The following is a 14,191-nucleotide window of genomic DNA, read 5'->3' as shown; positions in this document are numbered from 1 at the left end:
TACCACTGACTGAAACGGAAAACAGGACCTTTACGGTAGCCAAACCGCAAAAGCCCTGAAAACCGTCCCTTACGGGATCAGTCGTTCCGCCCGCAGACGGGTGAACAGGTCGGTGAAAGAGTCCGGCGTGTACTGGTAATCCACAAACCCGGCGAGGCGGCTTTTGCTCATATCCGTCACACATTCGACCGGCCGTCCCAGATCCGCATCCGTATGCCAGGCCGAGGCCAGCCGCCCGATCCGGCTCTCCGTCAGACCGTATTTCGCGGCAATCTGCTCCCAGAGTTCAGCATCACCAGACAGCGTTTCCTCAAGCGAGGTCGCATGGCCCGGATAGGGTGCCGCCTCGATCCCGAACCACGCCGCCAGACGCGGCCACAGCCATTTCCAGCGCACCAGATCGCCATTCACGATATTGAACGCCTCGTTCCGGCCCGCCGCAGACGTAGATGCCCAGAGCAGCTGCCGTGCCAGTTGCCGCGCATCAGTCAGATCGGTCAGCCCATCCCACTGCACCGGCGATCCCGGAAACACGAAAGGCCGCCCGGTCTCACGGCAGATCGTCGCATAGACCGCCAGCGTACTGCCCATGTTCATCGCATTGCCAACCGCATAACCGATCACCGTATGCGGACGATGTACGCTCCACGAAAAACCATGTCGCTCGGCTGCTTCGTAAAGCGCGTCTTCCTGATCGTAATAGAAGTTCCGCAGATCCAGCCGGGGCACTTCCTCCCGAAACGGCGTCACGGGCGGCTCACCCGACGCATAGGCCTCGAACGGGCCAAGATAATGCTTCATGCCGGTCGTCAGCGCCGCATGAACCAGAAGTCCCGGCTCCGGCAGGGCTGCGAACAGATTGCGCACCATCGCCGCATTGACGCGGCAGTTCTCTTCCTCGGTCGCCTGACGCATCCAGGAGCAGAAGAACACATGGCTCGGCTGCATATCCTTCAGCGCCCCGGTGAGCGACGGCGGATCCAGAAGATCAGCCGCCACCGGCAGCACGCCCGCCACGTCATAGCGCGGCTGACGCGCCAGACCATGCACCGTCCACCCCTCGGCCACGAGACGCGCCGCAAGATTCTGGCCGACGATACCTGTCGCCCCGACCACCAGGGCGGTCCGGCTCGGTGTCACAGCAGGAACAGAAGAGGTCATGGGATTTTTCCTTTGCAGAAAACGGGGTCTGCTCCACATCTGATACGACATCCCCAATTCCACCAGACGGCACCTTTTCGTGCCTTGGTGACCAGAAGGTTCCCACTCCATGACATCGCCGCTGCCCGATCACTACCGTCAGGCACCTTTCGCCGAAGACTGTGCGCCGCGACGGATTCTGAGGCTTTTCAGCGGCAAATGGACCACCATGATCCTGCACACGCTGCATCTTCTGGGCGGTACGGCCCGCCCCGGAAAGCTCCAGCGCAGCATCCCCGATCTGTCGAAAAAAATGATGACCCAGACTCTTCGTGATCTTGAATCGCAGGGCCTCATCCGCCGCAACGTCCGGCAGATCATGCCACCCCATGTCGATTACAGCCTGACGGAACTCGGACAGACCTTCGTGGAGCCCGTCGAGCTGCTTTATCACTGGGCCATCCGCAACGCCGATGCACTCGACCGGCTCGCACGGAACGAGGTCCCCCCTTCCGAATGAAACAGCCGCATGAAGAGGGTAGGACAGGGCCGCCGCCCTGTGCCATGTTTACAGCACCAGACCGCCCCCGGCGGACCACCCCGCGCGAACGCCAGACCGCGGACCAGACCGCGTAATTTCAAGGACTCACCAGACCGATGCCGTCGATCCCCCGTCCCGACCCGTTTCCATCGTCTCCCATACGAACCGGACGCGCCGTCCCCGGCATCTTCCTCTTCCTGCTCCTCGGTGTCCTGGCGCTGTTTCCGGCCCGGGCGGCCGACACCACCACCCCGCTGAACCAGCAGGAAGCACAGCAGCTCCTCAACGTCCTGAACAACCCGAAGGAGCGGGACGCCTTCACCCACACCCTGTCCCTGATGGCCCGCGGCCTTCAGGTCGAGACCCCGGCCACCGCTCCTGCAGCAGCCCCGGCACCTGCGACCGCAGCGCCGGCAAAAGCCGCACCGGCCAAAGCGGCCGCCGCCAAGCCGGTCGCCGAAGTCCCGCCCGACATCCATACCGGCCTGAGCAGCATCCGCCTTCAGGCGCTAGGCTATCTGCACAATTTCCTTGGCCTGTTCAGTGATCTCGGGATCGTCGGCCGCTGGGCGCACACAACCCTCGCCTCGGCGGATACCCGCACCACGATTCTCCACGCCTTCGCGGGTGGCCTAGCCGCCATGATCTGCGGCATCGCACTGGAACGGATCGTCTCCCTCAGCCTGCGCAAACCCCTTCACCAGCTCACACAGAACGCTGAAAACAGGGAACAGCGCAACACAACCGAAACCGATGCCACCACGCCAGCGGAACCCATCGTCGACGGCTCCAGCCAGACCCGCGCCGCCGACCAGCGGCGACAGGTCGAAACCCTGCGGTTCCTCGCCCGCGTTCCCTATGCACTGGGGCATTTCGCGCTGAAGGCCATTCCGGTCCTGGCCTTTCTGGCCGTCGCCTATCTCGCTGTTCTGGTCCTGCCCTGGAGCGAGAAGACCGACAACGTCATCACAACGCTCGCCAACTGCTACGCCGCCGCCCGCTGCCTGTATCTGTTTGTCGAGACCGGCTTCGCACCGCGCTCCCCCACCATCCGTCTGCTACCTGCAACGGATGCAACGGCCTTCCTGCTGACCCGCTGGTGGAACGTACTGGTGGCAGCGCCGGCCATCATTTTCTGCCTCTCTACACTGGGCAGCCAGTTCAACCTGTCTCCGCGCGGCACGGACGCCATGATCCGCGGCGTGGTCCTGATCGAACACATCCTGATCGCCGTCTTCATCTGGCGCATACGGCACCTCGTCAGCCGCGCGCTCCAGCCCCGCGCCGTTCCCAATACCGCGATGTGGACCTTCATCGTCGCCATCACCCGTCTGTGGTGGGTCCCGGCCATGTTCCTCGACGTGTCCCTCTGGGTCGTCTGGGCCGCGCACCTGCCCGGCGGCTATCGCTGGATCCTCGACACCACCGGCATCACCATCGGCATCCTGGTCGCCTCGCGGCTGGTCGCGGTCATGGCCTACGGCCTGCAGGACCGCTTCTTCCGCATCAACCCGGCCCTGACCGAACGCTTCCCCGACCTCCAGAAGCGCGCCGACCGCTACTATCCCTTCGCCCGCAGGATCCTGACCGGCGTTCTCCTGTTCCTGACCCTGATCGCCATGACCGAAGCCTGGGGCCTGCCCACTTTCGGCTTCTTCCTGCACAACGCTGTCGGCCGTCACCTGATGGACGCTGTCCTGACGATGCTGGTCGCCCTCAGCGTGGCCGTCACGCTCTGGGAAATCATCAACGCCTTTCTCAGCCAGCAGCTCAGCCGTTTTGAAAAGTCGGACCAGCTTTCCCGCGCCACCCGCCTGCGCACGGTCCTGCCCATCATCCGTACCGTCCTGCTGGCGATCATCATCATCATCGTCGCCGTCACGACGCTCTCGCAGATCGGCATCAACGTCACCCCGCTGCTTACCGGTGCGGGCATCATGGGTGCCGCCATCGCCTTCGGTTCGCAGAGCCTAGTCAAGGACTTCATCACGGGCTTCTTCATGCTCGTCGAAGACGCCATCCAGGTGGGGGACTGGGTCACGACCGGCGGCGTCTCGGGAACGGTGGAAAACCTCTCGATCCGCACCGTGAAGGTCCGCGACATCAACGGCGACCTTCACATCATCCCGTTCTCGTCCGTCTCCTCGATCGCCAACACGGCCCGCGGTTACAACCAAGTCATCGTCAAGCAGCAGCTCGACCTCTCCGAGGACCTGCCGCGCGTGACGGCCATCATGGCGAAAACGCTCAAGGAAATGCGCGACGACCCGGTCTTCGGCCCCATGATCCTGTCGGACTACAACGATCTGGGCGTGGACAACAGCGACAGCGGCGGCGCCACCCTGCTTGGCAGCTTCCGCACGACTCCGATGATGAAATGGAAGGTCAAGCGCGAGTTCTACCGCCGCATCACCAACCTGCTGGCCGTAGAAAACGTCAAGTTCTACACCGGCACGTCCTACTTCACGACGCCGCCGGGCAACGCCATGTGCATCACCGCAGACGTTACCCTGCCGGCCCCGGCCAACGACGCTCCTGCCACGCCAACGCCACCAGCAGCCCAGAAGCCCGTGCCAGAAACGGCCCAGGACAACGGCAAGCCGGACGGCAACGCACCGGCCTGACCTCCAGACCGGCCCATGGGCGAGGCGATGCCATTCCGGCATGCTTCGCCCATAATTGTTAATCAATTAAATAAAGTCTTGATTTAAGGTTCCGACAGGATCATCCTGTCTCCATATTATCGAGAACCCTCCTCACCGCTGCCACGCAGACGATTTCCCGGCCCGATTTTCCTGTGGCCCCGCATCGCCCGCCAAACGGCGAGGATCATGCCAAGGAATCCAGCGATGTCTCTAGTCCTGGTCTCATCAGAGTCGTCCGAACCCGATCAGAAGACCGTCACGGCCGCCCCCACCGATACCCCCATGACCACGCCCGATCCTGCCACCCTGGCCGAAAAAAACCGCCAGGAAGAGCAGGTCCTGAAAAAGCGTTTCATCGGCATGGTCCTCGGCCTCGTGTTCGCGCATGTCTACGTGGCGCTTGCGCTGGCCTATTCCTACATGGACGACCACAACCACCTGCACACCTGCTGGCTTCCGCTGCTCGGGGCCTTCATCTGCGGGATGATCTTCGTCTTCCACGTCTCGATCTCGTAACCCGGAGAGGCACCCATGACCCGTACCGTCCGCCACGCATGGCTCCAGCCCTTCCTGTCCACGACATTGTGGACCCTCGTCCTGATCGACATCGCCGTCATGACCTATCTGGAAAATCAGGATTTCTTCAAGGATTACGCCGGCTGGGCCTGGCCCTCGGTCCTGATCACCGGGATCATCGGCTATTTCATCGGCCCCGCGATCGATCGCCTTTTTTCCAGAAAATCCTCCAGCGCCAACAGACCGTAAAGCACGCAGGACCGGAGCGGCTGTTCAGGCAGCTCTGTTTCTGACACCGGGAGAGTCACCGATTTCAGGAGGATGAGCATGGCCGATCCGAAACTGGATGTGCGAGAGGCAAGGGCTCACCTGATCCGGACCCGGAAGTACGTCGCGGTGATTTCAATGGACAGACGGGGAGGAAGTTTCTTCTCGGTCACCGGATGGTCAACCTTCATTGACCGCAAGGACGCCACGCCGGAATGGATCGGCGAAAATCTCCGCAAAGCCCTCAAGACAAGTCGGGATCTTGTCATGGAATGGGGTGGGTACCCGCTTCCGCAAGACAAGATTGATGCGGAAAAGAAGAAATCCGGCCCACTCTACATGGAATTCTGGGGCCGGGTTTGGGAAAAATACGGCTTCAAGGACTGGCGCGATGCGCAAACCAAGTCGGCCCTGGTCTTTGTCAAATGGGAGTGCGAACAGACAGATCAGGTGCGGTTTGCCGCTTCAAAGGGACGAGGAACCAGTCATTCAGCTTGGTACACGAACGAAAACGAAGGAAAAGTCTTCCACGCGTCGTTCAATGCCAGCAATCAGGAGTTCGGAGAGGTCGCCCTACAGGCCCTCGACGTCTGCCGCCCCAACTGCCTGTAAAGCCGCACCTAAAAAAAGGGAGACAGAACACCTGCCTCCCTTTCCCGATCCATCAATCGCGCAGACCTTACCGCAAAATCCCCGTATGCCCGACGCTATAGCGTCCCGGCTGCGGCCAGACCGTCAGGCCATGCGGCTCCGCACCCACCGGGATCTTGCGCATCGCCCCCGTGTCAGTATCGATCGCATAAACCACATCATCGAACCGCCCCGACAGCCACAGCAGCTTGCCATCCGCGCTGACATTGCCCATGTCCGGGCTGCCGCCACCGGGGATCATCCAGGTCTTGATGACCTTGTCCGTCGCGAAATCAATGATCGACACGCCACCCGGTCCATGCTTCGGACCATGGATGCGATGTGACCCTCGATTGGCGACATACATCAGCTTGCCATCACGGCTCGGATACAGACCATGCGTGCCGATGCCCGTCGGGATGAAGCCGGTCTCCTTGAAGGAGTCCCCATCCACGACGAACACGCCGTCCGCCATCATGTCCGCCACATAGAACTTGTGACCATCCGGCGCCGTCAGGATGTCCTGCGGCATCCCGCCCTTGGACAGCTTCAACATCCCGATCATCTTCAGATCTACCGTATCGACCTTGGCGACATAACCGCCGAACTCGCAGGTGAAGATCGCGTATTTCCCGTCGATGGAGAAATCGGCGTGATTGACGCCCTTGCATTCCGGCGTCTCGACCGAGCCCTTCAGCTCCATCGTATGCGGATCGCGGAAGTCCAGACGCTTGTGCGCTTCGGCGACCGTGATCGCGTATTTCCCGTCCGGCGTGAAATACATGTTGTACGGATCATCCACGGCAATGGACGGACCGGGCTTGGCCGTCGCCGGATTGATCGGCGTGAGTGAACCGTCCGGACGGCCCTCGCTGTTATTCGTCACCCACAGCGTCCGCAGATCCCAGGACGGCACCACATGCTGCGGCGAATGCCCGACCGGGAACGTGTCCACCACCTGAAACGACACCGGATCAATGACGGACACGCTGTCCCCACGCAGGTTCGGCACATAGACGCGGGCCGGATCATGCGCGATCGCCGGCGAGATATGGGAGGGAGTCGTCTCGCTATAGATGTTCTTCGGGTCGATGACCGGCGGCATGCCCGGAATCGTCTGGATACCGGACGCAGCCACAGGCGCCGTTGCGGCGACAGGAGCGGACGCATCGGCCGGCACCGGCACCATCGGCGCACTCGGGGAGTATTCCTGCGCATGGGCCGCGGCAGCTCCCAGCAGCGTCATCGCCACCAGAAGAGGAGTCTTGAATGTCATGGATGGCTCCTTTGGAAAGACTGGATTGCCGCAACCGCGGTCCGGATCTGCATTTCCGTGCCGATCCGGCCGAGCCCGGCCGATGCACGCCGCGGATCGCCACCATAGACGCCATCGGCCGCACCCGGTTTCGGAGCCGTACGCAATGCATCCTGACGCACAAGCGACGGATCGACCGCCAGCATCAGCGACGTATCGCTCAGCTCCGCATGAAGCCCCACCTCGGCCCCATAACCCTGCGCACGCAGGGCCTCGGCATACTGGTGGGGGACAACTTCATAATAATCGCGCAGATAAAGCACGGCGGCCTGACCCTTCCAGGCACGGTTCAGCTCCTGCGCCACCTGCGCCATGAAAGACTGATATCCTCCATGATCGCCCAGCAGCACGATCCGCTTGAAGCCCTGAACGCGGAAACTCTCCGCAGCCCCTTTAAGCAGCCCTTCGAACACGGCAGGCGGTACGGAAATCGTGCCTGGAAACTTCATGTGGGACGTGCGGGGACTCGTCGAACCCTCGGGTACATAGGCCACGACAGGGGCCACCAGCGTATGCCCGGCCTGAACCGCAATTGCGTCGGCCAGAACCTGCGCCCGCACATTATGCTTGCCGACAGCCATGTAAGGCCCGCTCTGTTCGGTTCCGCCCACGGGAATGATGACGGTATCCGTCCCCGCCTTCACATCCTGCGCCACCTCGGTCCAGCTCCGGCAGGCGAACTCGGCCTGAAGCGCCAAACCGCTGCAATGCGCGCCTTCACCGGCCATACCCTGCGCCTGCACAACCGGGACAGACAGACCCATCCCGGCGCAGAACAGGACGATATGACGGGACAGGCGAGACAGGTTGAACATCCGGGCCGGAACACCTCTGGCAATGGCTGCCCTTCCCTACTCCATCTTGGGCCGCCTTTTCCAGAGCCGGGATTGCAGCCTTCCGGTCTTTCCGGAAACGGATCATGCAGTATAAGACCTTATGGCTTTCCCGATTTCCTATGATCCCGATCCCGTCGACAGCGCCGCACACCTGATCCAGGTCGCGCTCACCCCCGTTTTCATGCTGTCGGGCATCGGCACCCTCATCAACGTGTTCAACACGCGCCTGGCCCGCGTCGCCGATCATCTCGAAGACGTGCGCAAGAAACTCGGCAGCCCGAAAACGGACGACACCCCGGTCGATCCCGTCGACAGCCCCGAACGCCTCAAAACCCAGCAGACTCGCCTGCACCGCCGCGTCTTCGTGCTGGATGCCGCGATTCTCCTCAATGCCATCGGGGGGGCCTCGACCTGCGGCGCGGCCATGGCACTGTTTGTCGGCTCGATCCGGGATGCTTCGACGTCAGCATGGCTGCTCGCACTTTTCGGCATAGCTCTCGCCTGCACCGTCGGATCGCTCATGTTCTTCCTCGCCGATACCCTGCTGAGCTGGCACGGACTGCGTCGCGACACCGATCTGAGCCTCGACGCGGAATAGCCTTTCGCGCAATTTTATTTCAAAAACCACCCGGGACGGTACTCTTTCCCGCAAGAAACGCCGATCTGCAAGCGCATCCCGCTTTACTTTAACAAAAGCGAAATAATCGCCTGACAGGAACAAAAACGACGTCTCCGCAAAGACGGCAAAAGTTTAAAATGCATTTATGCACGGAATGCAGGGCTGACCCTGCATCTGTATTTGTTGCTTTGGACCCCGATTCTGGAGTTTCTCCCGCTGCACGCCGCAAGACGGCAAACAGAACCACACGGAGATTTTCCAAATGACGTCCATGACCCTGATCCACCTGATCGGCCTTCCCACCAGCCTGCTCGCTCAGTTCTCGATGGTTGCTTTCGTTCCGATGATCGGCGCGCTGATGATTGCTACGGTTGCTTCCGACCGCGTTTCCGAGAGCTGATCCCAGTTATCTCGGGACAGGCCCGGCCTTCGTGCCGGGCGTCCCGCTTTTCCCCTCTCCCGGCTGACGCGAACCGCGCTCAGTGCCGGACAGAGAGATAGGAGTCCGGATCCAGCCGGCGACGCCACAGATCGCACAGCCAGCAACAGCTGATCCCGACCAGCATTCCGATCGATGTCGACCCGACCCAGTGCGTCGGCAGAAACGACATCATGACCCCCGCCAGACCGGCGATCGTCCAGTTCATCGTTCCCATCAGCGCCGAAGCCGCGCCCGCCTGATGCCCATGATGCGTCAGCGCCAGAATGCCCGCGTTCGGCCCGATGAAGCCCAGCGAAAATGTCGTGCACCAGATCAGCGCGCACAGGATCCACGGATCCTGCGGTCCTGCCAGTCCACTCAGACACACCGCCACGGCCAGCACGCAGAACACCAGCACCGCCAGCATCCCGATTTCCATCACCCGCGTGAACAGGAACCGGTTGGCGAGCCGCGCATTGATCTGCGAGCCAAGAATGAAGCCCACACCATTCAGCCCGAAGAAAATGGCAAACAGATGCGGCGAGAAATGCAGGATGTTCTCGAACAGTGCCGGTGCATTGGACAGATAGGCAAACATCGTGAACGTCCCGAAGCTCACGACCATCACCGCGGAGCAGAACAGCGGCTCCCGCAACAGATCCCGATAACGCGCCGCCATGCCGCTGACCGGCAGGGCAAAGCGTCGCTCCATCGGAAGTGTTTCCGGCAGCAGAAACAGCGTGCCGAGGAACATCACGACGCCAAAGACGACATTCGCCCAGAAAATCAGCCGCCAGTTCCCCATATCCAGCAGAAAGCTTCCGATCGAAGGCGCCAGCAGCGGCCCCAGCCCGAAAATCAGCATCAACTGCGACATGAGCTTCACACCCGCCGCCCCGGTCGCCACATCACGCACCATCGCGCGCGGCGCAACCGAGCTGATCGCGCCGCCCAGAGCTGCGACAAAACGCAGCGCACAGAACATGTGGAAACTGGTCGTCAGGGCCAGCCCGACCGAGGCGAGGGCATACACCACCAGCCCGCACAGAAGCGGCAGCTTACGCCCATAGCGGTCACAAAGCGGCCCCAGGGTGAACTGTCCGATCGCCAGCCCCGCCAGCCACGCCGTCAGTGTCAGCTGCGCCGATCCGGGCCCATGCCCCAGATCATGCTCCAGAGCCGGAAAGGCCGGCAGATACATGTCTGTCGAGACGGGCCCCAGAATGAAGATCACACCGATCAGCACACGGGTCAGGGCATTCATCCCCGCGGGGGAGGTCTCTTCGGACAGCGACGTAACGGACACGCAGGCACCATGACTGGACAGAGCAGAAAACCGAAAACGGGCTTCCCCTGCTGGAGAAGCCCGTTTCCATACTCAACGCCTTTTTGTCCGGACTGACCAGCCCCGAATTCAGGAGCCATTCCTCATTCCGGACAGGGACGCAGACCTTACTTCGGCCAGTTGGCCAGAATATCCGTCTTCACGTTCTGCGGCAGACCGACATAGTCGAGGCGGGCATTGTCCGCGTCACCATGCTGGAAACCCCATGTAAAGAAGTTGCGCACAGCCTTGCCGGATTCCTTCTGGGCGGCATCGACCGGCACCAGAACGAATGTTGCCGTCACGATCGGCCAGGACGATGCGCCATCCGTGTCCAGCAGGTTCACCGCATAGTGATCGGCATGGGCCCAGTCAGCAGCCTTGGCGGCTTCCGCGAAGCTGGCCAGCGTCGGGGCAACGAAGGCACCGCTGTGGTTCTTCATCTGGGCGATGTTCAGGTGGTTCTGCGCGGCATAGGAATACTCGACGTAACCCACGCCACCTTCGGTCTGACGCACCATGGCGGCAATGCCATCATTGCCACGTGCGCCCGAACCGCCCGGCCAGGCGATGGACGTGCCGGCGCCGAGCTTCTGCTTCCAGGTCGGGGAAACCTGCGACAGATAGGACGTGAAAACGTAGCTCGTGCCCGAACCGTCGGCGCGGTGGATCGGCGCAACATCCGTGTCCGGCAGGTTCAGACCCGGATTCAGGGCCTTGATGCGGTCGTCATCCCAGGTCGTGATCTCGCCGTCATACAGACCGGCCAGGGTCGGGCCGTCGAGACGGAGCTGGCCCGGAGCAATGCCCGGCACGTTCGCCACGACCACGATGCCGCTCATGACGGTCGGGAACTGGTACAGCTTTTCCTTCGCCAGACGGTCACCGCTCATCGGCTTGTCGGACGCGCCAAAGTCGACGGTGCGGGCGACCACCTGATCCTGACCGGCGCTGGATCCCACGCTCTGGTAGTTCACGGCGACACCGGCCTGGCTCTTGGCCGCCATGCCCCATGCACCATAGATCGGTGCGGCGAAGCTGGACCCTGCGCCCGTGATGTCCGCAGCCTGCGCCGACGACACGAACGGGGTCATGACAGCCGTGCCAAGGGCCGTGGCGACAAGAAGACCGAATAGCGGAGCTCTGCTCTTGATCATGGGAATCCCTTATGGGGCGTGAAAACTGCGCCCTTAGTAACGCCGACCAGAAAACAGAAACAGTAGGCCATACGTGATAGTTTCATGACACTGTTCAGACATCGGAGCGTGCCGAAATGTCACACTCCTGCGTCCGTAAGCCGCCGATCCACCCGGCTTTCGCAACAAAACTGACATACACACTTCGAAATCCCCAGTTTCCTGCGCCCTCCAGCCCGGAGTGTCATGAAACTGTCATGTTCCCGTCATGAAACCTTCCCATTATTCCAAGATGCGAATCAGATACCTGAACTGCGGAACACACGCCCTCCCCAGAAGGACGCACCGCAGCAATGGTTTTTTCTTTCCGCCGGACCACGGCCCTCCTGGCCACAACGACCCTGGTTTCACTTCTTCCTCTTTGTGGCCATGCCCGGGCCGCCGACCAGATGCAGATCATGGAACGGCAGATCCAGGCCATGCAGGCACAGCTCGCCAGCATGAAGAAAGAGCATGCCGAGGAAATCAAACGCGCCCGTGCCGTTCTGGCCCGCCAGCGGGAAGAAGCCGAAAACAACCCCTACGCCCAGCGTGGCCGCTATATCGGCCAGCCGCGCCCTGCCGCGCAGCCACTGATCAGCGTCCGTCCGGCAAAGGCCGGCGCCGATGATGGCCGTCCGCCGTCAGACCGCGCAGACGTCTCTTCCTGGTCCGACTTCCAGCGCGCCACCGCGCAGGACGAGGAAGTCACGGTCGGCGGCATCAAGGTGGGCTTCCCGGGCGGTCGCCCGACGATCCAGTCCTCCGACGGAGCCTACGCCCTGTCGATCGGCCTCGCCTATCATGAAGACTTCGGCGGCTTCTTCAATTCCGGACCGCGCGGCAGCGACACCCGTGGCGCCTTCAACAGTTTTACGACCAATCAGCGTCGTCTGCGTATTCCGTTCATGTTCCGCTACAAGAACTGGGTTGCAGCCGTCACGCCCGATTTCGGTGCCAACCATAACGACGGTTATGTCGGCCTGTATGAAGGCAACCTGAACTATACCGGCTTCCGTAACACCATCCTGACGGTCGGTTACTTCCAGCCGCGCGTGACGGAAGAAGACGCCGAGAGCTCCAACGACTTCATGACGCTGGAACGTCCCAGCATCACCGATATGGTGCGTAACATCGCGGCCGGTGACGCCCGCTTCGTAGTTGGCGGCCTGCATTACGAGAAGCGCTGGTGGGTTGCCGGTTACTTCACGGGACAGGAATGGGGTCATCGCAACGCATCTGACAGCAGCTCCACCTATTATGGAGGCGGCAGCGGCGCCACGCTCGACAGCCAGACGGGCGGCATGATCCGCGCTGCAGGCCGTCCGATCGCCACCAAGGACGTCGACCTTCACGTCGGTGTCTCGGCGATTGCAGCCTTCCGCCTCGCTTGTAACACTGGAACCAACGCCGATTACTGCACCCGCACGACGTCATTCGGACAGCGTCCGGAATTCGATATCGGTGAAGCCAGCCTTGTCTCCACGGGTACGATCACCAAGGCCGCACAGGTCTGGGCCGCTGGTCCGGAACTTGGCTTCCGCTGGGATCGCCTGCTAGTCAAGGGCGAGTATTATCATGTTGGCGTCCAGCGCTCGCAGGCCAACCTGCCTGCGTTCAACTTCCAGGGCTGGTATGGTGCCGCAGCTTATACAATCTTCGGCAAACCCCGCATGTATAACATCAAGGAAGGCGCTTTCGGTGCACCCGGTGTTGGCGCTGACCAGGAATTCAACCCGACCCTCAACCACTGGGGTGCCCTTGAAGCTGTCGCCCAGTACAGCGGCCTGGATCTGAACAGCAACCTCAACGCGGCAACGGCAGGGATCACCAGCCAGAACGGCGTCAGCTACGTGCGTGGCGGCATGCAGAATGTCTATACCGGCGGACTGAACTGGTACCCGAACCGCCACTTCCGCTTCATGGTGGACTACAGCCACTTCGTCACATCCCGCAGTGTGGCCTCAGCAACCAACGTTTCGGGTCGCTCGGGCAACTCCTTCGCTGCCCGTATCCAGGCCGCCTTCTAAAGACCTCCCAGCCCCCTCTCCCGGATCCAGATCCGGGAGAGGGTCATCTGCTCAACACCATTGCGTGCACGCCCGCATTCCCGATTGCGGCCTACACCCCGCAGACAGCATGCTTCCCGTTCCACAACGAGAGAACCAGCTGATGCTCCCCAACATAAAACCGCTCCTTCCCGCAGCAGCACTCGCAGTGGCCTTCCTCTGTCCCGCCGCCTTTGCCCAGCCCGCTGCCGGCTCCCACATCGTCACAAGCCAGAAACTCGACTGGTCCACCGCTGCGGCTCTGGCCTCCGAAGCCGTCCGCATCTGCGCCGCACAGGGCTATTCCGTGACCGCCACCGTCGTGGATACGAGTGGGCATGAACAGGCCGTCATCAAGGGTGACACCGTCCCCCTGCAATCGCTCTCCGTCGCCTACCGCAAGGCCTATACGGCCTATTCCTATGGTCTGGCCTTCAACAAGAACACGACCAGCGAACTGATCGCCGCAGGTGTCACCGGCCCCGCAAACGGCGCCCTGAACACGATCCCCGAAGTCCTGTTCGTTCCCGGTGGCGTCACCCTGCGCCGCACAAGTGACCACGCCATTCTTGGCGGGCTGGGCGTATCCGGCGCCCCCGGCGGAGACAAGGACGAAGCCTGCGCCCTGCATGCCGTCGAAAAACTCAGGAATACCTTCCAGTAACACAGCCTCTCTTACTGAAATCCGGAAGTTACAGGAGTTTTGAGAACAGG

General features: G+C 61.7%; 14 protein-coding genes. 9 read left to right on the top strand and 5 right to left on the bottom strand.

What is annotated here, in order from left to right:
* Positions 1-69 precede the first annotated feature (69 nt).
* Positions 70-1,161 (bottom strand): SDR family oxidoreductase, encoded by a 1,092-nt coding sequence (locus tag HKD31_RS00160; RefSeq protein ID WP_194264041.1) that lies wholly within the window; start codon positions 1,159-1,161, stop codon positions 70-72.
* Positions 1,162-1,270: 109 nt separating this feature from the next.
* Here HKD31_RS00160 and HKD31_RS00155 point away from each other — a divergent pair, with 109 nt between their 5' ends.
* The 5 genes from HKD31_RS00155 to HKD31_RS00135 all read left to right on the top strand — a co-directional run bounded on the left by HKD31_RS00155 (position 1,271) and on the right by HKD31_RS00135 (position 5,721).
* A complete protein-coding gene (locus tag HKD31_RS00155) occupies positions 1,271-1,660 on the top strand; it encodes a winged helix-turn-helix transcriptional regulator (protein WP_062496477.1) in 390 nt (129 codons plus the stop codon).
* 137 nt (positions 1,661-1,797) lie between these two features.
* Positions 1,798-4,305: a mechanosensitive ion channel family protein gene (locus HKD31_RS00150; protein WP_194264042.1), complete on the top strand. Its 2,508-nt coding sequence runs from the start codon at positions 1,798-1,800 to the stop codon at positions 4,303-4,305.
* Positions 4,306-4,530: 225 nt separating this feature from the next.
* Positions 4,531-4,842, top strand: coding sequence for a hypothetical protein (locus HKD31_RS00145; protein ID WP_194264043.1), 312 nt, complete (start codon positions 4,531-4,533; stop codon positions 4,840-4,842).
* Positions 4,843-4,857: 15 nt separating this feature from the next.
* Positions 4,858-5,091 (top strand): hypothetical protein, encoded by a 234-nt coding sequence (locus HKD31_RS00140; protein WP_052327471.1) that lies wholly within the window; start codon positions 4,858-4,860, stop codon positions 5,089-5,091.
* Positions 5,092-5,169: 78 nt separating this feature from the next.
* A complete protein-coding gene (locus HKD31_RS00135) occupies positions 5,170-5,721 on the top strand; it encodes a hypothetical protein (RefSeq protein ID WP_228120092.1) in 552 nt (183 codons plus the stop codon).
* A 67-nt stretch (positions 5,722-5,788) separates the two neighbouring features.
* On the opposite strand, the gene HKD31_RS00130 is transcribed toward HKD31_RS00135, so the two are convergent.
* Entirely contained in the window at positions 5,789-7,015 is a 1,227-nt protein-coding gene (locus tag HKD31_RS00130) for a YncE family protein (RefSeq protein ID WP_194264044.1), read from the bottom strand.
* On the bottom strand, positions 7,012-7,818 hold the full coding sequence (locus HKD31_RS00125) for a creatininase family protein (protein ID WP_370543882.1): 807 nt from the start codon (positions 7,816-7,818) through the stop codon (positions 7,012-7,014). The genes HKD31_RS00130 and HKD31_RS00125 overlap by 4 nt, the downstream gene beginning before the upstream one ends.
* Before the next feature lie 172 nt (positions 7,819-7,990).
* Here HKD31_RS00125 and HKD31_RS00120 point away from each other — a divergent pair, with 172 nt between their 5' ends.
* Together HKD31_RS00120 and HKD31_RS00115 are read left to right on the top strand one after the other, a co-directional pair.
* Positions 7,991-8,488, top strand: coding sequence for a DUF2721 domain-containing protein (locus HKD31_RS00120; protein ID WP_062459444.1), 498 nt, complete (start codon positions 7,991-7,993; stop codon positions 8,486-8,488).
* Between the two features lie 283 nt (positions 8,489-8,771).
* Positions 8,772-8,909, top strand: a complete 138-nt coding sequence (locus tag HKD31_RS00115; RefSeq protein ID WP_153429664.1) for a hypothetical protein — start codon at positions 8,772-8,774, stop codon at positions 8,907-8,909.
* Between the two features lie 79 nt (positions 8,910-8,988).
* Here HKD31_RS00115 and HKD31_RS00110 read toward each other — a convergent pair whose 3' ends face one another.
* Together HKD31_RS00110 and pstS are read right to left on the bottom strand one after the other, a co-directional pair.
* Positions 8,989-10,236 (bottom strand): Bcr/CflA family efflux MFS transporter, encoded by a 1,248-nt coding sequence (locus HKD31_RS00110; protein ID WP_194264046.1) that lies wholly within the window; start codon positions 10,234-10,236, stop codon positions 8,989-8,991.
* A 146-nt stretch (positions 10,237-10,382) separates the two neighbouring features.
* The gene (gene pstS / locus HKD31_RS00105; protein WP_194264047.1) at positions 10,383-11,411 is read right to left on the bottom strand and encodes a phosphate ABC transporter substrate-binding protein PstS; all 1,029 of its coding nucleotides are present in this window, start codon (positions 11,409-11,411) and stop codon (positions 10,383-10,385) included.
* A 332-nt stretch (positions 11,412-11,743) separates the two neighbouring features.
* Between pstS and HKD31_RS00100 the strand changes: the two genes are divergently transcribed.
* On the top strand, positions 11,744-13,459 hold the full coding sequence (locus tag HKD31_RS00100; protein ID WP_194264048.1) for a porin: 1,716 nt from the start codon (positions 11,744-11,746) through the stop codon (positions 13,457-13,459).
* Between the two features lie 142 nt (positions 13,460-13,601).
* The gene (locus HKD31_RS00095) at positions 13,602-14,141 is read left to right on the top strand and encodes a GlcG/HbpS family heme-binding protein (protein ID WP_194264049.1); all 540 of its coding nucleotides are present in this window, start codon (positions 13,602-13,604) and stop codon (positions 14,139-14,141) included.
* The last annotated feature ends 50 nt before the right edge of the window (positions 14,142-14,191 follow it).

The sequence above is a fragment of the Gluconobacter potus genome (genome assembly GCF_015244705.1).
Classification (GTDB): Bacteria; Pseudomonadota; Alphaproteobacteria; order Acetobacterales; family Acetobacteraceae; genus Gluconobacter; species Gluconobacter potus.
Note: the sequence above shows the minus strand (reverse complement) of the source record. Positions and strands in the feature narration are given on the sequence as shown.